22 protein-coding genes are annotated in these 24409 nt (G+C 73.2%); 7 read left to right on the top strand and 15 right to left on the bottom strand.

Features of this window, described 5'->3' with window-relative positions:
* Window positions 1–152 precede the first annotated feature (152 nt).
* Entirely contained in the window at window positions 153–959 is an 807-nt protein-coding gene (locus tag IE273_RS09460; RefSeq protein ID WP_189814705.1) for an SGNH/GDSL hydrolase family protein, read from the bottom strand.
* A gap of 218 nt (window positions 960–1177) precedes the next feature.
* Here IE273_RS09460 and IE273_RS09455 point away from each other — a divergent pair, with 218 nt between their 5' ends.
* Both IE273_RS09455 and IE273_RS09450 read left to right on the top strand, forming a co-directional pair.
* Window positions 1178–2272 (top strand): DUF5925 domain-containing protein, encoded by a 1095-nt coding sequence (locus IE273_RS09455; RefSeq protein ID WP_189814704.1) that lies wholly within the window; start codon window positions 1178–1180, stop codon window positions 2270–2272.
* Between the two features lie 15 nt (window positions 2273–2287).
* The gene (locus tag IE273_RS09450) at window positions 2288–3058 is read left to right on the top strand and encodes a DUF72 domain-containing protein (RefSeq protein ID WP_189814703.1); all 771 of its coding nucleotides are present in this window, start codon (window positions 2288–2290) and stop codon (window positions 3056–3058) included.
* 23 nt (window positions 3059–3081) lie between these two features.
* Here IE273_RS09450 and IE273_RS09445 read toward each other — a convergent pair whose 3' ends face one another.
* The gene (locus tag IE273_RS09445) at window positions 3082–3453 is read right to left on the bottom strand and encodes a GntR family transcriptional regulator (RefSeq protein WP_189814702.1); all 372 of its coding nucleotides are present in this window, start codon (window positions 3451–3453) and stop codon (window positions 3082–3084) included.
* A gap of 71 nt (window positions 3454–3524) precedes the next feature.
* Here IE273_RS09445 and IE273_RS09440 point away from each other — a divergent pair, with 71 nt between their 5' ends.
* Together IE273_RS09440 and IE273_RS09435 are read left to right on the top strand one after the other, a co-directional pair.
* Window positions 3525–4454, top strand: coding sequence for a GNAT family N-acetyltransferase (locus IE273_RS09440; protein ID WP_189814701.1), 930 nt, complete (start codon window positions 3525–3527; stop codon window positions 4452–4454).
* Window positions 4435–4935 carry a ribonuclease FAU-1 family protein gene (locus IE273_RS09435; RefSeq protein WP_189814700.1) on the top strand — a complete coding sequence of 167 codons (501 nt, stop codon included), beginning with the start codon at window positions 4435–4437 and terminating at the stop codon, window positions 4933–4935. The genes IE273_RS09440 and IE273_RS09435 overlap by 20 nt, the downstream gene beginning before the upstream one ends.
* A 22-nt stretch (window positions 4936–4957) precedes the next feature.
* Here the strand turns inward: IE273_RS09435 and IE273_RS09430 are convergent, their stop codons facing one another.
* Window positions 4958–5578 carry a class I SAM-dependent methyltransferase gene (locus tag IE273_RS09430; RefSeq protein WP_189814699.1) on the bottom strand — a complete coding sequence of 207 codons (621 nt, stop codon included), beginning with the start codon at window positions 5576–5578 and terminating at the stop codon, window positions 4958–4960.
* A gap of 138 nt (window positions 5579–5716) precedes the next feature.
* Here IE273_RS09430 and IE273_RS44645 point away from each other — a divergent pair, with 138 nt between their 5' ends.
* Window positions 5717–5851, top strand: coding sequence for a hypothetical protein (locus IE273_RS44645; protein WP_268257498.1), 135 nt, complete (start codon window positions 5717–5719; stop codon window positions 5849–5851).
* A gap of 290 nt (window positions 5852–6141) precedes the next feature.
* On the opposite strand, the gene IE273_RS09425 is transcribed toward IE273_RS44645, so the two are convergent.
* The 10 genes from IE273_RS09425 to IE273_RS09380 form a co-directional block, all read right to left on the bottom strand.
* The gene (locus IE273_RS09425) at window positions 6142–7002 is read right to left on the bottom strand and encodes an esterase/lipase family protein (RefSeq protein WP_189814698.1); all 861 of its coding nucleotides are present in this window, start codon (window positions 7000–7002) and stop codon (window positions 6142–6144) included.
* 146 nt (window positions 7003–7148) lie between these two features.
* A complete protein-coding gene (locus IE273_RS09420) occupies window positions 7149–8183 on the bottom strand; it encodes a DNA polymerase Y family protein (protein ID WP_189814697.1) in 1035 nt (344 codons plus the stop codon).
* A complete protein-coding gene (locus tag IE273_RS09415) occupies window positions 8180–11701 on the bottom strand; it encodes a DNA polymerase III subunit alpha (protein WP_189814696.1) in 3522 nt (1173 codons plus the stop codon). The genes IE273_RS09420 and IE273_RS09415 overlap by 4 nt, the downstream gene beginning before the upstream one ends.
* Window positions 11702–11902: 201 nt before the next feature.
* Window positions 11903–12805: a S1 family peptidase gene (locus IE273_RS09410; RefSeq protein ID WP_189814695.1), complete on the bottom strand. Its 903-nt coding sequence runs from the start codon at window positions 12803–12805 to the stop codon at window positions 11903–11905.
* A 192-nt stretch (window positions 12806–12997) separates the two neighbouring features.
* Complete coding sequence (locus IE273_RS09405) at window positions 12998–13795, bottom strand: DUF1684 domain-containing protein (protein WP_189814694.1); 798 nt, start codon at window positions 13793–13795, stop codon at window positions 12998–13000.
* A 24-nt stretch (window positions 13796–13819) separates the two neighbouring features.
* Window positions 13820–15184, bottom strand: coding sequence for an NtaA/DmoA family FMN-dependent monooxygenase (locus IE273_RS09400; protein WP_189814693.1), 1365 nt, complete (start codon window positions 15182–15184; stop codon window positions 13820–13822).
* A complete protein-coding gene (locus IE273_RS09395; RefSeq protein ID WP_189814692.1) occupies window positions 15181–16263 on the bottom strand; it encodes an LLM class flavin-dependent oxidoreductase in 1083 nt (360 codons plus the stop codon). Before IE273_RS09395 ends, IE273_RS09400 begins: the two co-directional genes overlap by 4 nt.
* A 106-nt stretch (window positions 16264–16369) precedes the next feature.
* Entirely contained in the window at window positions 16370–17131 is a 762-nt protein-coding gene (locus IE273_RS09390) for an amino acid ABC transporter ATP-binding protein (RefSeq protein ID WP_189814691.1), read from the bottom strand.
* The gene (locus IE273_RS09385) at window positions 17128–18888 is read right to left on the bottom strand and encodes an FAD/NAD(P)-binding protein (RefSeq protein WP_189814690.1); all 1761 of its coding nucleotides are present in this window, start codon (window positions 18886–18888) and stop codon (window positions 17128–17130) included. The genes IE273_RS09390 and IE273_RS09385 overlap by 4 nt, the downstream gene beginning before the upstream one ends.
* Window positions 18885–19742: an amino acid ABC transporter permease gene (locus IE273_RS09380; RefSeq protein WP_189814689.1), complete on the bottom strand. Its 858-nt coding sequence runs from the start codon at window positions 19740–19742 to the stop codon at window positions 18885–18887. The genes IE273_RS09385 and IE273_RS09380 overlap by 4 nt, the downstream gene beginning before the upstream one ends.
* A gap of 464 nt (window positions 19743–20206) precedes the next feature.
* On the opposite strand from IE273_RS09380, the gene IE273_RS09375 reads away from it, so the two are divergent.
* Window positions 20207–21127: an ABC transporter substrate-binding protein gene (locus IE273_RS09375; protein WP_373309315.1), complete on the top strand. Its 921-nt coding sequence runs from the start codon at window positions 20207–20209 to the stop codon at window positions 21125–21127.
* Window positions 21128–21133: 6 nt separating this feature from the next.
* Here IE273_RS09375 and IE273_RS09370 read toward each other — a convergent pair whose 3' ends face one another.
* Entirely contained in the window at window positions 21134–22423 is a 1290-nt protein-coding gene (locus tag IE273_RS09370) for a DUF5685 family protein (protein ID WP_189814687.1), read from the bottom strand.
* A 266-nt stretch (window positions 22424–22689) separates the two neighbouring features.
* Between IE273_RS09370 and IE273_RS09365 the strand changes: the two genes are divergently transcribed.
* Entirely contained in the window at window positions 22690–23127 is a 438-nt protein-coding gene (locus IE273_RS09365; protein WP_103812297.1) for a cell division protein SepF, read from the top strand.
* A gap of 40 nt (window positions 23128–23167) precedes the next feature.
* Here IE273_RS09365 and IE273_RS09360 read toward each other — a convergent pair whose 3' ends face one another.
* The gene (locus IE273_RS09360; protein WP_189814686.1) at window positions 23168–24358 is read right to left on the bottom strand and encodes an acyl-CoA dehydrogenase family protein; all 1191 of its coding nucleotides are present in this window, start codon (window positions 24356–24358) and stop codon (window positions 23168–23170) included.
* Between the last annotated feature and the right edge of the window lie 51 nt (window positions 24359–24409).

The raw sequence follows: 24409 nt of genomic DNA, 5'->3' as shown, positions 1-24409 counted from the left end.
GTCGTTCCCGGCGGGCGTACGACGGCGGCGGAGACCCCGTCGTCCGGGACCTCCGCCTCGCCTTCGGCCTCACCCTGAGAACGCCGGCTTGAGAACGCCGGCTTGAGAACGTCACCCTGAGAACATCACCCTGCCGGGTGAGCCCGAACGGGTCATGCCGCGTTGTTCAGCACCGGCAGGTAGCCGCCGGACTGGCCGGACGCGGTCGGGTGGTACGACTCGCCGATGTCGAGCCAGTTGACGCTGTGCAGCCAGGAGTCGCCGGAGCAGATCTCGTGGCCGGAGAACGTGGTGCGGACGTCGCCGAAGACGAAGTTGTGGGCGGTGGCGCGGGCCTTGATGGTGTTGTCCATGTAGTCGGCGGCGTCGTTGATGGCGGACCGCTTGGTCTCGGAGAGGCCGAGGCAGGTCTGGCCGAGCAGGTAGAAGCGGGGGTAGCCGATGACGACCACCCGGGCGGACGGGGCTTTGGCGCTGATCGCGTTGTAGACGGTGTCCAGCTTGCCGGGGAGCGTGTTGGCGACGTACGCCCTGGCGGTGTTGATGCGGGACAGGCACGTGCTGTCCGAGCTGGTCACACAGGTCGTCATCACGTCGGCGAAACCGGCGTCGTTGCCGCCGATGGTGATGGACACCAGTGAGGTCGAGGAGTTCAGCGAGCCGAGCTGGTTGGCGAGCACGTCGTCCGTCTTCGCGCCGGAGCAGGCGTTGAAGGCGAACGAGGAGGGGCTGTGGGCGGCGTTCCACAGGTAGGGGTAGGCCTTCGTGCTGCGGTCGCAAGCGCCGCTTGTGCTGAGGTAACTCCCGGCGCCCACCCCGGAGGAGTAGGAGTCGCCGAGCGCGACGTAGCCGCCGGTCGCGGCGGTCGAGGACGCCTGCGCCGAAGCGGCCCCGGTGAGACCGAGGCCGGCGGCGAGGAGGAGCGAGGTCACGAATCCGGTAAGTCGGGAACGTCTCATGGAACCTCCCTTTAGCAGCATGTCTGCCACAACTGTGGTAGCAGCTACGCGTGTTGACAGGAAGTGTCCATGCCAAAAATTTTGTCATCTCGACAGGATCGGCCCAAGACGTTCACCGCTCGTCTCTTGCCCGTGCGGGCCCCGTCGGTTGACGCCTCGTCAACGCCAAGGGACGGAAATGCCGTGCGCCGAGTGCATCCGTGACGGATCATGGCGGCATGTCTGCCAACCCACACGACGCTCTGCCGATCCGGCTCCACGTCGACGACTCCGACTCGCCGTCCGACGTCGTCGACGCGCTGTTCCTCGGCCGCTTCGCGACGGGCGAGCAGCCGTACTCGCACGCCGCGAACATCGACCGGGTGCGCTCGGGCGCGGCCCTGCTGCCGGAGGGCGCCCGCGTGCTGCGGATGGCCCGTGACGACGACCGCAGCGCGACCCTCGCCGAAGGGGACGGCTGGACCCTGCTGGTCTCCCGCTGGAACCGCGGCGCGGACGTCACGGTCACCGCGACCAGCGCCGAACTGGCCAAGCGGATCCTCGACCAGGCCACGGACGGCGCGGCCGACGAGCCGGAACCGCAGCCGGAGAACGTGACGATGGGGTTCTGGTACGTCTCCCCCAGGCGCGGCCCGCACCGCACCACCCGGCAGATCTCCGCGGGGACCTGGGACGAGGTCCGGCCCAACTACACGGCGCCGGTGGCGGACGCGATGGACCACCTGATGAAGACGACCCCGCAGGACATCGCGGGCCGGCTGCTGCTGCTCCACGGTCCGCCGGGCACCGGCAAGACCTCAGCCCTGCGCACCCTCGCCCGTTCCTGGCGCGACTGGTGCCAGGTCGACTGCGTCCTGGACCCGGAGCGGCTCTTCTCCGACGTCGGCTATCTGATGGACATCGCCATCGGGGAGGACGACGGGGCGGGCAAGGGCCGTTGGCGTCTGCTGCTGCTGGAGGACTGCGACGAACTGATCCGGGGAGAGGCCCGGCACACGGCCGGCCAGGCCCTGTCCCGGCTGCTGAACCTCACCGACGGTCTGCTCGGCCAGGGCCGCAACGTCCTGGTGGGCGTCACCACCAACGAGGACCTGGAGCGGCTGCACCCGGCCGTGGTCCGCCCCGGCCGCTGCCTGGCCCGCATCGAGGTCGGTCCGCTGACCCGCCCGGAGGCGGTGAAGTGGCTCGGCACCGAGGAGGGCGTCGGCCGGGACGGCGCGACCCTCGCCGAGTTGTACGCGCTGCGCCGGGGCACCGCGCCGACCTCGGTGCCGGGGGCCCGGGAGGGCACGGACGCGGGCCTGTACCTGTAGTGCTTTCATGAGGGTATGACCCTGTTCGTCGGCACGTCGGGGTGGCAGTACAAGGACTGGCGGGACCACGTCTACCCGGCCGGGGTGCCGACGCGGCTGTGGCTGGAGGAGTACACCCGGCTGTTCGCGACCGTGGAGATCAACAACGCGTTCTACCGGCTGCCGTCGTACGACACCTTCGCCGCCTGGCGCGGACGCGTCCCACCGGACTTCGTGGTCACGGTCAAGGCCAGCCGGTACCTCACCCACATCAAGCGGCTCCGGGACCCCGAGGAGCCGGTGCACCGCCTGATGACCCACGCGGCGGGCCTCGGCGACCGCCTGGGCCCGGTCCTCCTCCAGCTCCCGCCCACCCTGCGCGCCGACCCGCCGCTGCTGGACGCCTGCCTGGCCTGCTTCCCGGCCGGCAGGAGGGTCGCGGTGGAACCCCGCCACGACTCCTGGTGGACGGGCGAGGTGCGCGAGGTGCTGGCGTCCCGTGGCGCGGCCCTGTGCTGGGCGGACGTCCTGGCCCGCCCGGTCACCCCGCTGTGGCGCACCGCCGACTGGGGCTACGTCCGCTTCCACCAGGGCCGCGCCCGGCCCTGGCCGCGCTACGGCCGCCGCTCCCTGGACACCTGGGTGGACCGGGTCGCGACGACCTGGTCCGACGCGGAGGACGTGTACGCGTACTTCAACAACGACCCCGGGGGCGCGGCGGTCCAGGACGCGGTGACGTTCGCCCGGGCGGCGCGGCGGGCGGGCCGGACGGTGACGAGAACACCAGAGCCGGCGGAACCGAACTGACGGCGGGTGGTGCCGGATCCGCCTCAGCCCTCCCCGTAGGCCGCCCGCAGAGCGTCCCGCACGGCACCCAGCGCCTCGTCCTCGGCGAGCCCGAGCCGCCGCACGCGCTCGACGTACGCCTGGGCGGCCAGGGATGCCTCCCGCGCCGCGGCCGAGCCGGCGGCGGCCACGAACGTGCCGTTGCGCCCCCGCGTCTCGATCACCCCGTCGCCCTCCAGCGCCCGGTACGCCTTCGCCACCGTGTTCACCGCGAGCCCCAGGGACTCGGCCAGCCCCCGCACGGTCGGCAGCCGGTACCCCACCGGGAGCGCGCCGGACCGCGCCTGCTCGGAGATCTGCGCCCGCACCTGCTCGTACGGGGGCGCGCTGTCATCGATGCGGATCTTCAGGCTCACACGGCCGATTGTCCCGCACCCGCCGGAAAATGAGAGGCACCCGGCCCTCCCGGCCCGTACGGTGCCTGCTCATGACAGTCCTCGTGCGTCCTCTGCGCCCCGACGTCCCCGCGGACACCGAGGGCTTCGCCCGTGTCCGCCGCCTTGCTCTGCCGTACATCCTGTTCACGCCGGAATCGGTCCGGCACACGGTGGCCCGTACGCACCCGGACGCCCGCTTCCGGCCGCTCGTCGCGGAGGAGGACGGCGAGATCATCGGCACGGCACAGGTGCATCTGATCCCCGAGAGCCCCGACCCGGGCCAGGGCGCCCTCAACGTCTACGTCCGCCCCGACCGGACCCGCCGCGGTGCCGGCCGGCTGCTGGTCCGGGCCGCCGAGGAGTACCTGGCGGAGGTGGGCGCGACCAAGCTGTTCGCCTGGGCCCTGGACGAGCCGGCCAACCAGGCCTTCGCCGAGCGGCGCGGCTACCGGCGGGGCCGCTCCGCGCACTTCCTCCGCCTGGGCCTGGCGGACGGCACGCTGCCGCCGCTCCCGGTGGTCCCGCCCGGCGTCGAACTGCGCACGGCCGCCGACTTCGCGGACGACCCCCGGCCGCTGTTCGAGCTGGACGCGGAGACCGTGCTCGACGAACCGAGCGACGTGGACTACGAGTTCACGGACTACGACGCCTGGCTCGCGCAGACCTGGCACCACCCGCTGCTGGACCGGGAGCTGACCACGGCGGCCTGTGTCGACGGCCGTCCGGTCGCCTTCACCGTGGCCTACACCGACGGTGACGGCCGCTACTCCACGGCGATGACCGGCACCGCCCGCGCCCACCGCGGCCGTGGCCTGGCCAAGCTCGCCAAGATCCACTCTCTGCACCGGGCCCGCGCCGCCGGTGTCACCGATGCCTTCACGGGCAACGACACCGGCAACGCTCCCATGATCGCGATCAACAAGTGGCTCGGGTACGAGGTCTGCGCGACGGAGGTGCGCTATGTCCGCGAACTCGGCTGAGCCGGCCCGGCTGGAGGTCGTCCTGGTCAAGGCGGGCCGTACGAAGATCCGTTACCCGGCGGAACTGCTCGGGGACGACGGCGACCGGATCGCCGTGCGCGCGCCCTGGGCGGGCTCGGGGGTCCGGGACTTCGGGTTCGTGCGGTTCGAGCCCGGTGACGTTTTCACCGAGTACTACTGGCGCGACCGGTGGTACTCGGTGAAGGAGGTCCGCGCGGCGGACGGCTCGGTCAAGGGCTGGTACTGCGACATCACGCGTCCCGCGGTCAGCTCCGGCGCGCAGCTGGTCGTGGAGGATCTCGACCTGGACCTGTGGCGCTCCGCGGACGGGCGGGACGTACGGCGTCTGGACGAGGACGAGTTCGCCGAGAGCGGCCTCACGGAGACGGACCCGGAGGCCGCGTCCGCCGCGGTGGCCGCCCTCGACGCGCTGGAGGCGCTGGCGATCCGCCCCGACGGGTTCGCGGAGTTGCTGGCCTGACCGGCGCCCCGGCACCGCGGTGTCACACGGTGGCCACCACCGCGTACCGCTCGTCGTCCACGTCCTTGCCCCACAGCAGGGAGTCGTCGGACAGTCGCTCCACGCGCACGTCCCGGCTCAGCGGCTCCAGCAGAGCGGTGAGCCGGGCGGCCGGTATGCCGACCGGGCCGAGAGTCCCCCACACGCCCTCGACCAGCACGAACCGGCCTCCGGGGCGCAGCAGCTCCCGCCAGTGCCGCAGTACCCCGGCCGGGTCCGGCAGCGCCCACAGCACATGCCGGACGAGGACCACGTCGAAGCGCCGCTCCCCCACCGGCGGGGCCACGGCGTCCCCGCACAGGATCGTCGCGGGGCGCCCGGCAAGCTTGGCCCGGGCCCGCTCGGCCATCGCCGGGGACCGGTCGACACCCGTGACGCGGTGCCCCTGCTCGACGGCGAGGAGTGACAGGCTGCCGGTGCCGCAGCCGAGGTCGAGGACGTCCGCGGGGTGCCCGGGGAGCCAGGTCCGGAGCCGGTCCGCCCAGGCCGCGCGCACTTCGGGGTCGCGCAGGCCGTGGTCCGGTTCGTCGTCGAAGGCGGCGGCCTGCGCATCCCAGTCCGCTTCCGGGGCAGCCGCAACCGTGTGCGTGTTCTCGCTCGTCATGCCCAGAGAGTGACACACGCCACTGACAGTGCGGACGTGACAGCCGCCACTGACAAACCGGCACCGGTGAGGAACTCTCGCCGAAAGCGTCTACCTCCGTGACAACGCGGAACTCGGTGGGCGCTGAAGGAGGCAGCCATGCGCCGTACGACCGTGCAGAAGCCCCTGAAGAGGACGGACAGCCGCCGGATCCGCGACGAGACGGAGGAGCGTCCGGCGGGACGCCCCGAGGTGCGCAAGGACATCGCCCGCACCTGGTGGCCCGACGGCTGACACGGCGACATCTCGGCGCAGCCGCTCCCCCATCACGTCGATCATGACGGCGCGCCATCCACCTGAGCGCAGTCTGAGCGCTTCCTTAAGCGGACCATAAGGATCTCCTCCGTCCGCTCCCCCGGGATTAGCGTCGGATCACCCCACGGGTTCCAGGCCCGCCCCGCGTGCCCGTACCCCGCGCTGTCGCTGTCGCTGTCGGCACGGCGGCGCGCGGCGGGGGCGGTCGCCTCCGGTGAGGGTTCCGGGGCCTGGCCGGCGGCTCAGGCCGGACAGGCCCCGGCGGCATGTCAGCTCCCGGCGGACGCGCAGGTGGTGGCGGTGGCGTGGGCCGGGTCGAGCGCGTTGGCCACCTCGTGGAAGGCGATCCGGTCGAACAGGCCGATCGCGAGGTGCTCGGAGAGGTCGAGCGGGCACAGGTCCTGGAGCAGGACGTTGCGGACGCCGGAACCGCTCAGGTACTGGGTGCGCCAGGGGGTGACCACCTCGTCGTACCGGCTGGCGATGACCGTGTAGCGCACCCCGGGGACGGTGTCGCCGCCCGCGTTGAGCTCGGTGAGAAAGGCGGAGCCGGTGATCTGGTCGGCGAGGCCGGGGGTGGTGGCCTTGAGCAGGTCCTCGGTGCCGGGGAAGTACGGCAGCAGGCGGGTGAGGCCGTCCAGGTCGGTGCCGTGGTTGTCGGGGGCGATGCCGACGAGGGCGTTCACCTTGGCGGCTCCGCCGAGGAACTTCAGGTAGTAGCGGGGCATCATGCCGCCCTGGGAGTGGCCGACCAGGTCGGCCCGTGCGGCTCCGGTGGCGGCGAGCACCTTGTCGACGAAGACGGCCAGTTGTCCGGCCGACCTGTCGATGGGGCCGAGGCCGTGGAAGAGGGGGACGCCGGGCAGTTGGCCGTAGTCGAGGGAGTAGACGCAGTATCCGCGGGTCTTCAGATAGGGGGCGAGGCCGAGCCAGTTGTCGACCGAGTTGCCCAGGGTGCCGTGGACGAGGACGACGGGGCGGGGGTGGGCGGCGGAGGGCTTGCAGGTGTAGTCGTTCCAGCCGGAACCGGGAGCGTCGGAGGCCCTGGCACTCGCGGCCGGCACGACGGCGACGGCGGCGGTGAGGAGCAGTGCGGCGAGGGGTCTGAGCGTTCGTTTCCAGGGCAGCATCGGGTGATCTCCTTGCGGCTCACGGGAGGTGCACGGCCTGACCCTGTGATCCGGATCACGGGATGCTGTTCACTCGTCAAGTTACGGGCGAGTAGGGCGAGTGTGAAGTTACGCGTCGGTAAAAACTTCCGGTGACAACCGGTGCCTCACGCCGCCGTGGGCCGGCCGGGCGCGCGCACCAGGGCCAGCGTCCCCGGCATCACCGCCCGTGGCCCGAACTTCGCCCGCGCGCGGTCCGCGACCTCCTCGACACGGCGGACCTTCTCGTCCACGGGATCGAAGGTGAGCTGGTGGGAGGCATGGTCGGCGGGGGTCAGGCCCTCGGCGCGCAGGGCGAGCGCGCGGACCCGGGCGCGTTGCAGGCCGAGCGCCTCGTACATGCCGTAGGCCGCCCTGGTCAGGTCCGCGGAGTGCGCGGTCGGCTCCCGCAGGGTGCGGCTGCGGGTGGTCGAGGTGGGGGTCCCCCCACTGGAGCGAGGCCGAGAGTGGGGGAGGCCGGCGTAGCGCACGGTGAGGGTCAGGGTGCGGCAGACCTTCTCCACCGCACGCAGCCGGGAGCCGATCTCCTCGGCGGCCGACAGCAGCGCCCGGCGGTGCCGGCCGGGGTCCAACTCGTCGATGCCGAAGGCCCGTTCGGTCACCAGCGACCGCGAGACGGCGTTCGGGACGACCCGGCCGCGGTCGATGCCGCTCGCCTTCTCCCGCAGCTCGCGGCCCGCCTTGGCGCCGATCAGCCGCTGGAGCGTGGACAGCGGCGCGGCGGCGACCCGGCCCAGGGTGTCCAGGCCGTAGTCGTCGAGGGTGCGGGCGGTCGCCGCGCCGACGCCGGGCACCGCGGCGACGGGCTTGTCGGCGAGGAACCCGGCGACCGCGTCCTCGGGCACCGCGCAGGTCACACCCGGCCGGGCGTGTCGCAGCGCCACGCGGGCCAGCATCGGGCCCGGCCCGGCGCCGATCGCGCAGTCGACGCCGTACCGCGCGAGGGCCCGCACCCGGATCACCGAGGCCAGCTCCACCGCGCCGCGCCCGAAGTACCGCTCGGCGCCGCGCAGATCGGCCAGCGCCCCGTCCGGCGGCAGCGCCTCCACGACCGGGGTGAACTCCTCCAGCAGCCCGAGCAGTTCCGGCAGGGCCGCCTCGTACATCGGCGGCAGCTGGAAACGTACGCAGAGAATCGTCATCCCGCACTCCCCGGACTCTGGTGCCACAACTTCCGTAGCGACGCCGGCCCTTGTGCGGCGTCCTGGCCGGCGGGCCGCAGGTCGGCCCAGGGGTGCATCTCGTACCCCGTGGACAGGCGGATCGTCCGGTCCGCCATCGGGTCAGGGGCCGCCGAGCCGGCCGGCGCGGGCAGCCCCTCGGAACCGGCGAGCCGGGCCCGCAGCGGACCGCCGTCGCCCCCGGCCGGGGAGCCGTCCGCGCCGGACGGTCCGGCCAGCCGGGCCGCGACCCCGTCGAGTCCCTCCGTGTGCCGCACCTCCACCAGTTCGGCGAGGTTCCAGGCGGCGGAGCCCACCACGCTCAGGCTGCGCGGACCGCGCCGCTGCACCACTCCGCGCACCAGCAGCAGCCAGGAGTGGAAGACCGTGTGGGCGCAGGCGTCGTGCGAGTCGTCGAAGAAGGCCAGGTCCACCAGTCCCGTCCCGTCGTCCAGGGTGGAGAAGATGACCCGCTTGCCGGAGCGGATCGGCGGGGTCTGGGTGGCCGCCTTGGCGCCCGCGACCAGCACGGTTTCGCCGTGCCGGGCCTCGCGCAGCCGGCGCGCCGAGACCACGCCCAGCTCCTTCAGGAACTCCCGGTGGTCGTCCATCAGATTGCGCGAGGCGTCCATGGACAGCACGCCCAGCTCGGCGCTGAGCCTCTCCGCCGAGGTCAGGTCCGGCAGCCCGGCCGGCGCGGTCTTCCGTCCGCCGGCCAGAGGGAGCTGGTCACCGCCACCGCCCCGGGCGCCGCGGTGCAGTTCGGTCAGGTGCAGTTGCAGATCGCGCCGGTTGGCGCCGAAGGCGTCCAGCGCGCCCACCTGCGCGAGCCGCCCGGCGAGCGGCCGGCTGGGCCGGGCCCGCTCCCAGAAGTCCACCAGCGAGGAGTACGGCTGCCCGTCCGCGATCCGCCGCGCCTCGGCCTCGCTGATGCCGTGGACGTCGCGGAGCGCGAGCCGCAGCCCCCACACCACCGGTGATTCAGACACCAGTTCGACCCTGTGTGCGACCCCGGAGACATTCACGTCCAGCGGCAGGATCGGCACCCCGCGCCGCCGCGCGTCGGCCAGCAGCAGCCGCTTGGGGTACATCCCGGGGTCGTGCGTGAGCAGCCCGGCGTAGAAGGCGGCGGGGTGATGGGCCTTCAGCCACGCCGACTGGTAGGTGGGTACGGCGAAGGCGACGGCGTGCGCCTTGCAGAAGCCGTAGGACCCGAAGGCCTCCACGATCTCCCAGGTCCGCCGGATCGTCTCCGCGTCGTACCCCTTGGCCGCCGCCCGCTGGGCGAACCACACCCTGATCCGCCCCTGCGACTCCGCGTCGGACAGCCCGCGCCGCACCCGGTCGGCCTCGCCGCGCCCGCAGCCGGTCATGACGGAGACGATGTCGATGATCTGCTCGTGGAAGACGACGACCCCGTACGTCCCCTTCAGCGGCTCCTCCAGGTCCGGGTGCGGGTAGCGCACCGGCGCCCGCCCGTGCCGCGCCTCGATGAACGGCCGCACCATGTCGGCGGCGACCGGGCCGGGCCGGAACAGCGAGATGTCGACGACCAGGTCGTGGAAGCCGGCGGGCTGGAGCCGCCCCACCAGGTCCCGCTGCCCCGGCGACTCGATCTGGAAGCACCCCAGGGTCTCGGCGGACCGGATCAGCCGGTACGTCTCCGGGTCCCCCGGCTCCACCGCGTCCAGGTCGATCCGCTCCCCGCTCACCCGCTCCACCTCGGCGACCGCGTGCGCCATCGCCGACTGCATCCGCACGCCCAGCACGTCCAGCTTGAGCAGCCCGAGGTCCTCCACGTCCTCCTTGTCGAACTGCGACATGGGCAGGCCCTCACCGCTGGTCGGCACCACGGGCGTCCGGGCGAGCAGGGAGGCGTCCGACAGCAGCACCCCGCACGGGTGCATGGCGATCCCGCGCGGCAGCGCGTCGAGTGCCTCGACCAGCTCCCACAGCCTGCCGAACCGCTCCCCTTCCCGCCGGACCTCCCCCGCCAGCCGCTTCAGCTCGGGCAGTTCCTCCAGCGCCGCGCGGGCGTCGCGCGCCCGGATGTGCGGGAAGGACTTGGCGATCCGGTCGATCTCGGCCGGGTCCATGGACAGCGCGGCGCCCACGTCCCGGATCGCGTGCCGGACCCGGTAGGTCTCCGGCATGGAGACGGTGGCGACCCGCTCGGTGCCGAACCGGCCGATGATCGCCCGGTAGACCTCCAGCCGGCGCGCGGACTCCACGTCGATGTCGATGTCCGGCAGCACCACCCGCTCCTTGGACAGGAAGCGTTCCATCAGCAGCCCGTGCTCGACCGGGTCGGCGTGCGCGATGCCGAGCAGGTGGTTGACGAGCGACCCGGCCCCGGAACCGCGAGCGGCCACCCGGATCCCCATCTCCCGGACGTCGTCGACCACTTGGGCCACCGTCAGGAAGTAGGAGGCGAAGCCGTGGTGGGCGATGATGTCCAGCTCCTGGTGCATCCGCTCCCAGTACGCGCGCCGCCCGCCGTACCCGAGCCGCAGCATCCCCTCCGCCGCCCGTGAGGCGAGCGCCCGCTGCGCGGTACGCCGGCCGGCACCGACGAGGTGCGCCTCGGGGAAGTGGACGGTGCCGATGCCGAGGTCGCCCTCGGGGTCGACGCGGCACTCGGCGGCCGTGGCCAGGGTCTGCTCCAGCAGCCGGTGGGCGGTGTCCCGCCGGAACCCGGCGGCCTCCACGACCCGCTCGGCGACGCCCAGCATGGTCGGCGCGTCCTTCAGCCACGCCTCGCCGGAGTCCAGCTCCCCCCGGGGGTCGATCGGCACCAGCCGCCGCGCGGCGTCCAGCACATCGGCGACCGGCCCCGCCCCCGGATCGGCGTAGCGGACGGCGTTGCTGAGCACCGGCCGCACCCCCTGCTCGGCGGCGAACCCGACGGTGCGGGCCGCCAGCCGCAGGGAACCGGGCCCCGTACCGGTACGGCCGTGCCAGACGGCCTCCAGCCGCAGCGCGTCGCCGTGGATCTCGCGCCACGGCACGAGCAGTTCGGCCGCCCGGTCGGGCCGCCCGGCGGCGAGCGCGCGCCCCACGTCCGACCCCGGCCCGAGCAGCACCACCAGGCCGTCGCCGTGCTGGCCGGCCCAGGGCAGCAGCGGAGCGCCCCCGCCCGCGTGCGCCGCCGTGACGAGCCGGCACAGACCGGCCCACCCACGGGCGCCGTCCCGGGCGAGGAAGGTCACGCGGGGGGCCGACTCGTCCACGAAGGCGCCTCCGCGCACCGGTGTCCGCCGTCGGTCACGGTGTACGGGCTCCGCCGTCGCCACCGCCAGATCCACTCCGAACAGCGGACGGACACCCGCGCCGGCGCAGGCCTTGGCGAAGCGCACCGCCCCGGCGAGGGTGTCGCGATCGGTCAGGGCGAGGGCGTCCATCCCCCGCTCGGAGGCACGCTCGGCCAGCCGCTCCGGGTGGGACGCCCCGTACCGCAGGGAGAACCCGGAGACGGTGCGCAGATGCGCGAAGCCCGGCACGCACACCTCCCGCACTCGTGAGCCCCGAACGGCTCTCGAACATCAGTTCCCAGTTTCCCCACCCCCACCATACCCCCATTCCCGAACATGTGTACGACTCCCGTTCGAGCACCCCTCACCTGCGCAAACGCATCAGGAAGCCCCCGCACGCCGTGCGCGCGCGGGGGCTTCCCGGTGTCGTCCGTCAGCGGAGCCGGACCGTCAGTAGACGTGCACCCCGTAGGCGCTCAGCGCCTCGGTGACCGGCTGGAAGAACGTCGTGCCGCCGGAGGTGCAGTCACCGCTGCCGCCCGAGGTCAGGCCGTAGGCCGTGGTGCCGCCGTACAGCGGGCCGCCGGAGTCGCCGGGCTCGGCGCAGACGGTGGTCTGGATCAGGCCGGAGACGATGTCGCCGCCGCCGTAGTTGACCGTGGCGTTGAGCGCGGTGACGCGGCCGCTGTGCGTACCGGTCGTGGACCCGCGGCGGTAGACGGTCGTGCCCACGGAGGGCGTGGCGGCGCTGGTGATGTCCTGGCTGCCCACGGCACCGGACTTGGTCACCGAGCTGTTGGTGTACCGCACGATGCCGTAGTCGTTGCCGGGGAAGCTGGAGCCGGCCGTGGTGCCGAGCGTGGTGCTGTGGGCGGAGTTCGACCACCAGGTGCCCGCGCCGTCGGTGCAGTGCCCGGCGGTCAGGAAGTAGTAGTTGCCGCTGGAGTCCTGGACGTTGAAGCCCAGCGAGCAGCGCCAGCTGCTCGCGTAGATGGCGTCGCCGCCGGAGATCAGCTTGTTGAACTTGCCCGGCGTGTGCTTGACGACCAGGGCGTCGGCGTTGGCGCCGGCCTGCTTCTTGATCTTGGCGATCTCGGCCTGGGACACCGTGCTGTCGGCGGTGACGACGACGCGGCCGGTCTTGCCGTCCACCGCCCAGGCGGTGCCGGGGACGTCGGCCTGGCGGACGGAGTCGCTCGCCTTGGTGAGCTGGGTGGCGCTGAACGTGTGGACGTCGCTGGCGTTCGCGGTGGGGGCGGCGAACGCGGCCGCGGCCAGGAAGCCGGTGGCCACGGCGGTCAGCCGGACCCGTCTCGCCGTTCCGCCACGGGGAGTGGTGCGCTTGATCCTCACTTGTCGTTCCCTCCAAGGGAATTCGGGGGCCCGCGTGGGGTCGGGGCCCGTGAGGCGCAGCCAGGGGCTCGACCGGATGCGAATATGCATGCCCCTGACAAGCGCTGAGGGGGAGTATTCGGCCGAACGGCCGGTCGGCACAAGGGTGCCTTTCGGCCGTCGGCCCTCCCCCACACGCCCGGCTGAGGCCGGCTACGCCGACCGCGAGCGGCTCAGGTGACGCTCCCCCGCCTCGATCGCCACGTCCAGCGTGTTGCCGGGGGGCGGGAAGGGGCAGATGAAGTGGTCGGCGAAGGCGCACGGCGGGAGTTGGGCCCGGTTGAAGTCGACGGTCGTGCGTCCTTCGGCGTCCGGGGCCGGCGCGAAGAGGAAGCGGAACCGGAAGCTCGTGTCGCCGCTGGTGGCGTCGGCGAACACCGCCCACAGCAGCCCGTCCCCCTGCCGCGCGACCTTCAGCGTCCGTTCCTGTCCGGCCAGGGTGAAGGTGAGCTCCCCGGCGAGGCCGAAGCCGCGCTCGCGGCCGTCCGCGTTGCCGAGCCGGACGGTCCGTGTGCCCTCGTACGGCGTGAACCGGCCCGGCACCGACCAGCGGGGGTCGTGGGGCCCGGCCTCGATGCCCCGGAAGGCCTGCCGGGCGGCGGAGCCGGGGTCGTACACCCGCACCCCCCAGACGCCCTCGCGCACCAGCACGACCAGCCGCTTCCCGCCGAGCGCGACCCGCGCCCGCGCCTCCGGACCGCGGTCGGCGGCCAGCCTGACCTCACCCGCGAAGGGCCGGCCGTCCACGGTCAGGCCGTCGGTCCCGGCGGCGGTGAGCAGCACCCCGCCCTCGTCCGCCACCCAGTTCCCGGGAATGTCCGGAATTCGACCATCCGGATAGTCCTCGATCCAGTGCGTCGCGGTCAGCGCGAGCGGCCCGTAGGGCGCCGAGACCCGCTCCACGCGCTGCTCGTGCCACTGCTTCCAGGCGTCGGACGCGTCCGTCGTCATGCCGTCGGTTCCTTTCGTCGATGATCAGCGTTCCCCTGCCGGAGGTACCGGTGAGGACAGCCCGAGATGGGAGCGGAGTGTGCCGCCCCGGTATTCCGTGCGGAACGCGCCGCGCTCCTGGAGCAGCGGCACCACCCGGTCCACGAACTCCTCCAGTCCGCCGGCCGGGAGCCGCGGGACCAGGACGAACCCGTCGGCGGCCCCCTGGCGGACGTACCGGTACAGGTCGTCGGCGACCGCGTGGGGCGTGCCGACGAAGGACTGCCGGCCGCTCGCCTCGATCACCGTCTCCCGCAGGGACAGCCCCTTCTCCCCGGCCAGCGCCCGCCACTTCTCGGCGAGCGCGCGCGTGCGGCCGTCCCGGGTGCGGGGGGCGGTCTCGGGGAGCGGTCCGTCGGGGTCGTACCCGGAGAGGTCCGTTCCCCAGACCCGCTCCAGCGCGTACAGCGCGTACCGCGGGGTGACTTGCTGCCGTCGGATGCCGGCGGCGCGTTCCTGCGCCTCCGCCGCGGTATCCCCGAGGACGACGGTGATCCCGCACATGACCTTCAGGTCCCCCGGGGCACGGCCGTGTGCCGCGAGGCGTCCCTTGACGTCGGCGTATCGGGAGCGGGCCGCTTCCAGCGGGCCGTGCCGGACGAGCAGTACGTCGGCCGAGGCAGCGGCCAGCTCCCGGGCCCGCCCGGAGTCCCCCGCCTGGATCACCACCGGCCGTCCCTGGGGCGAGCGGGGCAGCCCGCACTCGCCGGCGATGTCGAAGTGCCGGCCGCGGTACGCGAACGGCCGGGGCACCCCCTCGGGACTCCAGGAGTCCCACAACCACCGTGCCACGCTGAGGAGTTCGGCGGCCCTGCCGTACGGGTCGGGTGCGCCGCCGGAGCGTACGTCCGCTGCCGCGCGGGGGTCCGCCGAGACCGCCACCCGCCAGCCCGCCCGGCCGGCGCTGAGGTGGTCCAGGGTGGCCAGTCTGCGGGCGAGGTCGTACGGCTCGCCGAAGACGGCGTTCACGGTGGCGGCGAGCCCGAGCCGCGCGGTGACCCCGGCGAGCGCGTTCAGCACGGCGACCGGCTCCGGGCCGCCCACCGCGTCAAGTTCGTGCAGCCGTCCCCGGTGCTCGGGCAGCGGCGGCTCCTCGTCGAGCAGGAGGAAGTCGAACAGGCCGCGCTCGGCGGCGCGGGCGAGCCGCTCGAAGGAGGCGAAGGCGAGCCGCGAGCCGACGGGCGCACCGGCCCATACTTCCGTACCGGGTCCTACGGCAGTACCGGTCCCGTCGGCGTCGTCGGCCTCCGGATGCAGGACCTCCGTATCCACGGCCTCCGCAGGAACGGCCCCCGCGTGCACGGCCCCCGGATGCGCGACCGCCAGATGCAGCCGCCGCCGTACGGTCATGACGCTCCCCCGGGCACGGCCGTCGCCCCGGGCACCGCGTACCGGTTGGCGGGCCGGGCCAGGCCCAGGTGCTCGCGCAGGGTGCTGCCCGGGTAGAAGGTGCGGAACAGACCGCGGTGCTGGAGCAGCGCCACCGTGCCGTTGACCAGCCGCTCCAGATCGCGGCGCGGTTCGACGGGGACGAAGTGGAAGCCGTCGGTGACCCCGTCGGCGTGCCAGCGGACCACCAGCTCCGCGAGGTCGACCGGGCCGCCCCGGTACAGCGGACCCCGCCCGGTGGGCCGCGGGCCGCCGCCCCCGTGTCCCGGCTCGGCCGCGTGCTCGCCGTCGCCGAGATCCACCAGCAGGCTCACCAGGACCCGCAGCGCGTCCGGGTTCCGCCCCGACGTCCGTGCCCGCTCCCGCAGTTCGTCCCGGACACCGGCGGCCTGTGCGGGGGCGGTGACGCGCACCAGGGCCACGTCCGCGTACCGGGCGGCGACCGCGCGGGCGGGGCCGTCGGTGGCGTCGACCACGCGGACGGGGTGGCCCTGCGGCGGCCGGGGCACGGTCGACGGGCCCCGGACCGAGAAGGCGGTGCCGGTGAAGTCGACGCGGTGCAGCCGGTCCCGGTCGAGGAAGCGGCCGGTGGCCACGTCCCGGATCTCGGCGCCGTCCTCCCAGCTGTCCCACAGCCTGGCCGCCACGTCGGCGACGTCACCGGCCTCCTGCCAGAGCGCCTCGGCCGGTGCGGCGTGCCGGCGGCCGAACAGCCGGGCCTCGCCCTCGGTGGTGGACACGTCGATCCGCCAGCCGGCCCGTCCCCGGCCGACCCAGTCCAGGGTGGCCACGGCGGCCTGTACCTGGAAGGGCTCGGTGTGCGTGGTGGTGACCGTCGGCACGAGCCCGATCCGCCGGGTCGCGGGCGCCACCCGGCACAGGACACCGAGCGCGTCGGGCCCCGGCCGCGCGAAGGAGTCGTCCAGCGTCACGAAGTCCAGCCCCCCGCGCTCGGCGAGCCGGGCCAGCTCGACGTAGGCCCCGGCGTCGGGGATCCCGGGCAGGTCGACGGCGGCGGCAAGGTGCGGCAGACCGCTCACGCCGACCCCCTCCGCACTCCTCGTCCCCGCCGCACCGGCGAGTCACCACGACGGCGCGGACCGGCGGTGCCGGACCCACCGCACCCCACGACCACGGCCCCCACCCTCACAGCGCCTTCGCCAGGAACGCCCGGGTCCGCTCCTCCCGCGGAGCGCCCAGCACCTCGTCCGGCGCCCCCCGCTCCACTATCCGCCCGTCGGCCATGGACACCACCGTGTCGGTTGCCTCCCGGGCGGACGCGATCTCGTGCGTGACGACGATCATCGTCGTCCCCCGCGCCGCCAGGTCCCGGGTGACGTCCAGCACCTCCCCCACCAACTCGGGATCGAGCGCCGACGTCGGCTCGTCGAACAGCAGCGGCTTCGGCTCCGGCGCGAGCGGCCGCGCGAGGGCCACCCTCCCCCGGTGCCTGAACGGCCCGGGGGCACCCCCGGCTGCTGCCCGCCGGACAACTGCCGCGGACAGGCGTCGGCCCCGTCCCCGAGCCCGAACCGTTCCAGCAGCCGGTGCGCGCTCTCCACCGCCGCCTTCCGGGGCCGCTTCAGCGCGGACACCGGGGGCCTCGACGACGTTGTCCAGGACGGTGAGGTGCGGGAAGAGGCCGAAGTTCCGGAAGACGAACCCGATCCGGGTTCTCTGGCGGAGCACCTCGCGCCCGGGCAGCTCGTACAGCCTGTCCCCGGCCCGCCGGTACCCCAGCAGCGCGCCGTCCACGCTGATCTCGCCCCGGTCCGCCTTCTCCGGGTGGTTGACGGTCCGCAGCGGCGTGGACGTGCCGGAGCCGGAGGGGCCGAGCACGCCGGTGACCTCACCGGCGCGCGAACCGACGCTCTTGTGCACCGACCTGGTGTCGACCATGACGCTCATCGCGCGAGTTCCTTTACGAGTGAGCCGCTGAGGAAGGCCAGCACCGCCCGGGCGGTCGCGTCGTTCTGCCGGAACGCGGGCCCGCCGGTGCGGGGGCGGGTGAAGGCGCCGGGGGCGCGGGTGTCGGTGTACGGGCCGAGCGCGAAGCGCCGGGGGTGCGGGCGTCCGGCGCGGTCGAGGACGCGGCCGTCACCGGGGTCGACCCGGAGCAGCCCGTCGGGGGTCTCGGCCGCGCCGTCGGCGTGCAGTTCGCGCAGCAGGCTGTCGCGGGCGCGCCGGACGGTGGGCGCGGGCAGCCGGGCCTCCACCAGCGCCCGGGCCTCCACGGAGAAGCCCGGCACGGTGGGGCTGGCGGCCCGGAACACCCCGTCCTCGGCGGTGACGGCCATGCCGGCCCCGACGAACCGGAGCAGTCCGGCCCGGGACAGCGCGAGCATCTGCCGCAGCCGGGGTCCGGGCGGCCCGGACGCCAGGTAGCTGAAGAACCCGTGCCACCAGGACCCGATGTCCCCGAGCCGCACCAGCTGCCCGTAGACGGAGAGCAGCCCGAGGAACACCCCGAGGTCCGGGCTGTGGGCGGGATCGTGGCGGCGGCGCAGGTCGTCCTCGATGTAGTCCCTGAGCCCTTCCTGGAAGTCGTCGTGCGAGGCGTACCGCACGCCGTCCAGGGGGTGGTCGAGCGCGGTGAGGTCGAGCCGGTCGGCCGGGTCCGGTACGGCGGCGGCGACGAGCGCCCGGGTCTCGTCGGGGCCACCGGCCGCCGCGTACTTCTCCTCGAAGTCGGCCCAGGCCATCGCCGTACGCCCGGGGTGGGCGGTGAACAGCCGGTGGTAGTGGGCGAAGCCCAGCTCCTTCTCGACCAGGGGCCACACATCGCGCCGGAAGTCGAAGCCCGCGGGCCGGGCCAGCAGCTCCGCCACCTCGGCGGGGCCGAGGAAACGGGGCAGCGGGGGCCGGTCGCCGGTCCAGTCGTAGCCGATCTTCGAGTGGTACGGCACTCCGCGCCGCGAGCCGACGTACAGCACCGGCTCCCGCCCCGAGGGACGGTACGTCTCCCCCTCGTACCGCCCGCCGCGCCCCTCGGTGAGCAGCACCATCAGGTCGACGAAGGCCAGCCCGAAGCCGCGGACGAGGACGGGCTCGCCGGGCGCCAGGGCGGTCAGGTCGCTGTCGGCGGTGAAGTCGGGCGGCAGGTGCACCAGGCCGTGCTCGCGGGCGTAGGCGGCCAGTTCGTTCTGCTCGGCGTCGAGTTCGCTGTCCAGGTGGCCCAGGGTGAGGATCACCAGGTCGGCCGGGAGCGGGTGCGGACGGCCCTCCAGCCACACCCGCTGGCGGCCCTCGCGGGGGCCGTCGACCCGCAGGGCGCGGTGGGGGTGGTGGTGGACGGTGACGTTCGGGGGCAGGTCGGCGACGGCCCGTTCGTACACCCAGCGCAGATAGCGGCCCTGGAGCTGCCGGTCGGGGAAGGTACGGCCGTCCAGCCGGGCCCACTCGTGCAGCGTGGGGCCCTCGCGCACCGGGCCGGCCATGGCCACCGTGTCGTCGGTGAACATGGTGACGTCCTCGGCCTGCGAGTTCATCCACAGCAGCGGTGACTGCGCCTGCCGCCATATGCGCCCGCCGCCGGGCGGGTGGGGGTCGACCAGGTGGATGTCGAGGCCCGGACCGGCGTACAGCTCGGGCGCGTTGGCGGCGAGGCGTTCGAGGAGGCCGGTCCCCCGCGGCCCGGCTCCGACGATGACCAGTTGCCGCCTCATCGGGCCGTCTCCGTGCCGCGCGCGTAGTACTTCTCGACGAACGTCTGGGCGATGCCGAGCAGGGTGGTGACGATGGCGTACCAGAGGGTGGCGACCATCAGCAGCGGGATCACCTGATAGGTGCGGTGGTAGATCAACTGGGCGGAGAACAGCAGGTCGTTGACGGCGATGACGCTGACGATCGAGGTGCCCTTGAGGGTGCCGATCAGCATGTTGCCGGCGGGCGGCACGATGGCGCGCATCGCCTGCGGCAGCACGATCCGCCACCAGCGCCGCCACCGGCTCAGACCGAGCGCCTGGGCGGCCTCGATCTGCCCGCGGTCGACGGAGAGGATGCCGCCGCGCACGACCTCGGCGGCGTAGGCGGCCTCGTGCAGGGTGAGGCCGATGATCGCGACGGCGACCGGGGTGAGCAGGTCGACGGTCCTCACACCGAAGGCCCGCGGGTACAGCGCCCCGATGTTGAACCACAACAGCAGCTGCACCAGGATCGGGATGGACCGGAACAGCCACACGTATCCCCAGCTGACCGCCCGCAGCACGGGGTTGGCGGAGAGCCGGAACGCGGCGAGCAGGGTGCCGAGGGCGAAGCCGAGGACCATCACGACCGCGGTCAGCCACAGCGTGAGCCACAGCCCGCGCAGGACGGAGTCCGAGGTGAAGTAGTCGCCGACCACGTCCCATTGGAACGCCTTGTTGCGCACGACGGAGTCGACGACGAGCCCGAGCAGCGCGAGGACGACGACGGCCGCCGCCCACTGGCCGTAGCGGCGCCGCGGGACGATCCGCGGGGCGTCCGCGGGCCCGGGTGTGTCCGGGACGGTGGGGATGTCGGCGAGGGTGTCCGATGACATGAAGGCTCCGTGACGCGCGTCGTCGAGGACGCGCCGAGTCGTCAGAACGGGTGGTGCCTTCACACGGGAGCGCGCCGCGCGGCGCGGATACGGCCGAGCCCCTCAGCAGGGCCGTGCATCGAGAGTACGGTGCCGTTTCCGTCCGCTGTCAAGGTTGTCCAGACTGTGAGCAGTACATCTCAAGTCGGTTGACGCGGAACCGGATGCCTGTTCCACTTGGCCCATGCATCCACAGCAGTGGCTGGTCACCCGCTCCCACATCGACTTCGGTCGCGTGTGGTCCTCGTCCTGTTGAGCTGACCCCCTGCTCCCGCCTGCCCTCCGGGCGGGCCTGCTCGCGTTCTCCCGCCGGTTCCCGGCCTGTTCTCCGCCTTCACACGCGCACCCCTCCCCCTCGCGTTTCCGCACACCCTCCCGCCTCAGGAGACCGCTACCCGATGCGCACGCCCGCTTATCGCCATTTCATGCCCTTTGTCGCCATCACCTCGGCCGCGCTGCTCCTCACCGCCTGCGGCTCCGGCTCCGGTGGCCCGGGCGGCACGGACGCCTCCGGTGTGGCGGCCAAGTCCGACGAGGTGCCCACCACGGACGTCGTCTCCGCCGTGCGGAAGAACGACGCCGCGGCGAAGCTGCTGCCCACCGGCACCACGGGCCTCACCGTCGCGGTCAGCGTCGGCGGCACCCCGCCCGGCACCACGTACCTCGCCGACGGCACGACCCTGACCGGTCAGGACGTCGACTTCACCCAGGCGGTCGCCCGGGTGCTCGGCATCAAGCTGAGGATCGAGCAGGCGAGCTTCGAGGCGATCCTGCCCGCCCTGGACAGCGGCAAGTACGACTTCGGCGCGAGCAACTTCGGCGTCACGGACGAGCGCCGCAAGACCATCGACTTCGTCACCTACGTCAACGACGGCCAGGGCTTCGCCACCCGAAAGGACAGCAAGCTCCCGAAGATCACCGACCTGAAACAGCTGTGCGGTCTGAACGTCGCGACCGGCGCCGGCACGACGTTCGAGGCCACGCTGGAGGCCGGCAAGCACGTGTGCTCCGACGCGGGCAAGAAGGCGTACCGGGTGCAGACGTACGCCGAGTCGAGCGCGATCTGGTCCTCGCTCCAGCAGGGTCGCAGCGACGTCGTGATGTCCACGATCAACGGTCTGCGGTACGCCGTGGCGCACCAGCAGGGCCTGAAGTTCCTCAACGAGTACCACCGCCTGGACGTCGGTTTCGCCTTCAAGAAGGGCACGGAACTGGCGCCGGCGTTCCAGGCGGCGGTGAACAGACTGCTGTCCGACGGCACCTACGACAGGATCCTCAGGAAGTGGGGCACGACGGGTTCCGCGATCGAGGAGTCCCGTGTCAACCCGCCGGAGCTGAAGGGCTGACGCTGCTCAGCAGCCGTCGCACGGGCAGCAGCAGTCACAGCCGTCGCAGCCGCCGGGGCAGGAGCAGCAGTCGCACCACTGGCAGCAGCCGTTGCGCTTCTTCCGGGACCACGGCCCCTCGTACTCCTCGGCGCAGCACATCTTGCAGGTGCAGCACAGCGCGAAGAACATCCCGCAGCCCGCCCAGAAACCGCGCCGGCCCTTGACCGGCTCGGGCGGCGGTCCGAAACCGCCCCCGAAGCCGCCACCTCCGCCGAAGCCGCCGCCCCCGCCGGGAGCACCGCCGCCGGCGTACGGATTGCCCGGGAGGGGGGCGCCGGCGCCGTACGGGTTGCCGCCGCCGTACGGCTGTTGCGGCGCTCCGGGACCGTACGGCCCCGGCTGCGTCCCCGCGTCGTAGGACCCCCGCGGCCCCCCGTGCCGATCGGCCGCGCACCCCGGTGCCGCCCCGAAGGCGCGGTCCGCCGAGCGGCGCAGTTCGTGGACGAGGAGGAGGTGGACGAGCCGGCCGTCGCGGAACTCGGCCTCCCGGAGGGCGAGCCGGATGCCGTGCAGGGCGTCCTCGGCGAGCCGGCGCGCCTCGGTGAGGGGCGTGCCGGTGGCGGTGAGCGGGTTCCAGGCGCCCGACTCGGCGTCGGCCCCCCGGTCCTCCACGGCGTCCAGCAGGTGGGCGAGCCGGCCGAAGAGCCGCCCGGCCTCGGCCAGCGGTCCGGCGTTGTCCGGCCGCCCGGCCAGCACCGCGGTGTGCGCGAAGGCCGCGGCGGTCGCGCTCTCGGTCGGCTCGGTGACCGTCAGCAGCGGGGTGCCGGGCCCGGCCAGGGCCTCGACGCCGGGCTGCCGGTCGACGGCGTCGACGAGGACGCCGGTGTCGAAGCCGACCGCCGCCCCGCCGCGCTCCCCGGCCCGGCCCCAGTTCGCGGCGATCCGGCGCGCGGCGGCGGCGACCGGCGCGCGCGCCAGCAGTCCGTCCCGGTCGGCGACGTGGTCGCGCATCTTCGCGGAGGCGAGCACGAGGGAGACGGCGGCGGCGAGCCGCGCGCCCTCACCCTGTGCGACGGACGCGGTCCGCATGCCCCGCAGCGCGCACGGCCCGGCCGTACGGCGAGTGCCGCTCAGCGGGCCGGTCTGAGCCTCGGTCAGGACCGAGAGGAGAAGCCCGTCATAGTTTGTCACGATCCGTGCGAACTGACCGTGGTCGCGGCGCAGGGCGAGGCACAGCCCGCACAAGTGCGCCATCCAGTCGGCCCTGAACCGCTCACCGAGCCGGTGGGCGCAGGGCCTGACGATTCCGAACACAACATCCCCCGTACTGTGATACGACGTTGGCGTTCACCCGTACGCACCGTGCATCACCCGTCCGCCGCAGACAATCATATTTCACTCTCAGTCAGCAGCCGTATGAGTCTCGCCCCTTGGGGCACAAGGACTCTCGACGGATCCGCTGTGCACCAGTACCGTCACAAACCCCCCGCGCGGCGTCTATCCACTTGGCGCGCCGTCCGCATCATGGATGACCATAGGGATGCGGAAAGCAAGAAGGACCGCTGTGAGAGGAGGCGTCCATGGGATCGGTACGCAAGGCGAGTGCGTGGCTCGGCCTCGTCGACGACAACGATGACGAGCGCTACTACGACGACGACTACTCCGAGGGCACCGAGTCCGGGGACGCCTGGGTCACCGACCCCCGGGTGAAGGTGGCCACGGACACGGCCGAGGACAAGGGCCGGCGGATCGGCACGGTGACCCCGGACAGCTTCCGGGACGCCCGCGCCATCGGCGAGCTGTTCCGGGACGGCGTCCCGGTCATCATGAACCTCACCAACATGGAGCCCGGCGACGCCAAGCGGGTCGTGGACTTCGCGGCGGGGCTCATCTTCGGTCTGCGCGGCTCGATCGACCGCGTCTCGAACCGGGTGTTCCTGCTCACCCCGGCCGACACCGAGATCATCAGCGGCGAGGCGTCCGCCCACCGCTCGGACGGCTTCTTCAACCAGAGCTGAGGCGGGGCCGCCGCACCGGCCCCGCCCTGCGCACCGGGGCTCACCGGAAGGCGTCGAGCCCGGTGAGCGCCTTGCCCAGCACGAGCTGGTGCATCTCGACGGTGCCCTCGTAGGTGAGCACCGACTCCAGGTTGGTCGCGTGCCGCATCACCGGGTACTCCAGGGAGATCCCGTTGGCACCGAGGATCGTCCGCGCCGTACGACAGATCTCGATGGCCTCGCGGACGTTGTTGAGCTTGCCGAAGCTGACCTGCTCGGGACGCAGGCGGCCGGCGTCCATCCGCCGCCCCAGATGGTGGGCGAGCAGGATCCCCTTGTGCAGTTCCACCGCCATGTCGGCGAGCTTGGCCTGGGTGAGCTGGAAGCCGCCGATGGGCCGCCCGAACTGCTCCCGTGACCTGGCGTAGTCGAGGGCCGCCTCGAAGCTGCTGCGCGCGGCGCCCATCGCGCCCCAGACGATGCCGTAGCGGGCGTGCGACAGACAGCTGAGCGGTCCGCGCAGCCCGGTGACCTCCGGCAGCACGGCCGTGGCGGGCAGCCGTACGTCGTCCAGGACGAGTTCGCTGGTGACGGAGGCGCGCAGGGACCACTTGTGCTTGATCTCCGGTGCCGAGAAGCCGGGGCTGTCGGTGGGGACGACGAAGCCGCGGATGCCCTCCTCGGTCTGCGCCCAGACGACGGCCACCCCGGCGACGGAGCCGTTGGTGATCCACATCTTGCGGCCGCCCAGCACCCAGTCGTCGCCGTCCCGCTTCGCGTGGGTGCGCATGGAGGCGGGGTCGGAGCCGTGGTCGGGCTCGGTCAGCCCGAAGCAGCCGATCACCTCGCCGGCCGCCATGCGCGGCAGCCACTGGAGCTTCTGCTCCTCGCTGCCGAACCGGTGGATGGCGTACATCGCGAGGGAGCCCTGCACGGAGACCAGCGACCGGATGCCCGAGTCGGCCGCCTCCAGTTCCAGGCAGGCCAGGCCGTACTGGACGGCGCTCGCGCCCGCGCAGCCGTAGCCGGTGAGGGACATGCCGAGGGCGCCGATCGAACCGAGTTCGCGCGCGAGGTCCCGGATGCCGGGCAGTTCGCCCTTCTCGTACCAGTCGGCGACGTACGGCAGCACACGGTCGGCCGCCCACGCGCGGACGGTGTCCCGGACGGCCAGGTCCTCCGGCTCCAGCAGGTCGTCGATCCCGAGCGGGTCGGCGGCATCGAACGGGGGCAGCTTCGCGGACGCGGACATGGAACACCCTCCGGAACACGGGACGTCACACGGGACGTCGGCAAAACTAGC

The sequence above is a fragment of the Streptomyces olivaceoviridis genome (assembly GCF_014650115.1).
Classification (GTDB): Bacteria; Actinomycetota; Actinomycetes; order Streptomycetales; family Streptomycetaceae; genus Streptomyces; species Streptomyces olivaceoviridis.
The sequence above is the reverse complement of the archived record's forward strand: the minus strand, read 5'-3'. Positions and strand labels throughout refer to the sequence as shown.

Bases quoted from the DNA above. Each gene is read 5' to 3' on its own strand.
- IE273_RS09400 (WP_189814693.1), bottom strand. From the start codon at position 15,184: ATGACCGTACGGCGGCGGCTGCATCTGGCGGTCGCGCATCCGGGGGCC.
- IE273_RS09385 (WP_189814690.1), bottom strand. From the start codon at position 18,888: ATGAGGCGGCAACTGGTCATCGTCGGAGCCGGGCCGCGGGGGACCGGC.
- IE273_RS09455 (WP_189814704.1), top strand. From the start codon at position 1,178: ATGTCTGCCAACCCACACGACGCTCTGCCGATCCGGCTCCACGTCGAC.
- IE273_RS09375 (WP_373309315.1), top strand. From the start codon at position 20,207: ATGCCCTTTGTCGCCATCACCTCGGCCGCGCTGCTCCTCACCGCCTGC.
- IE273_RS09430 (WP_189814699.1), bottom strand. From the start codon at position 5,578: ATGACGAGCGAGAACACGCACACGGTTGCGGCTGCCCCGGAAGCGGAC.
- IE273_RS09450 (WP_189814703.1), top strand. From the start codon at position 2,288: ATGACCCTGTTCGTCGGCACGTCGGGGTGGCAGTACAAGGACTGGCGG.
- IE273_RS09360 (WP_189814686.1), bottom strand. From the start codon at position 24,358: ATGTCCGCGTCCGCGAAGCTGCCCCCGTTCGATGCCGCCGACCCGCTC.
- IE273_RS09460 (WP_189814705.1), bottom strand. From the start codon at position 959: ATGAGACGTTCCCGACTTACCGGATTCGTGACCTCGCTCCTCCTCGCC.
- IE273_RS09405 (WP_189814694.1), bottom strand. From the start codon at position 13,795: ATGACGACGGACGCGTCCGACGCCTGGAAGCAGTGGCACGAGCAGCGC.
- IE273_RS09365 (WP_103812297.1), top strand. From the start codon at position 22,690: ATGGGATCGGTACGCAAGGCGAGTGCGTGGCTCGGCCTCGTCGACGAC.
- IE273_RS44645 (WP_268257498.1), top strand. From the start codon at position 5,717: ATGCGCCGTACGACCGTGCAGAAGCCCCTGAAGAGGACGGACAGCCGC.
- IE273_RS09440 (WP_189814701.1), top strand. From the start codon at position 3,525: ATGACAGTCCTCGTGCGTCCTCTGCGCCCCGACGTCCCCGCGGACACC.
- IE273_RS09435 (WP_189814700.1), top strand. From the start codon at position 4,435: ATGTCCGCGAACTCGGCTGAGCCGGCCCGGCTGGAGGTCGTCCTGGTC.
- IE273_RS09420 (WP_189814697.1), bottom strand. From the start codon at position 8,183: ATGACGATTCTCTGCGTACGTTTCCAGCTGCCGCCGATGTACGAGGCG.
- IE273_RS09380 (WP_189814689.1), bottom strand. From the start codon at position 19,742: ATGTCATCGGACACCCTCGCCGACATCCCCACCGTCCCGGACACACCC.
- IE273_RS09425 (WP_189814698.1), bottom strand. From the start codon at position 7,002: ATGCTGCCCTGGAAACGAACGCTCAGACCCCTCGCCGCACTGCTCCTC.
- IE273_RS09390 (WP_189814691.1), bottom strand. From the start codon at position 17,131: ATGAGCGTCATGGTCGACACCAGGTCGGTGCACAAGAGCGTCGGTTCG.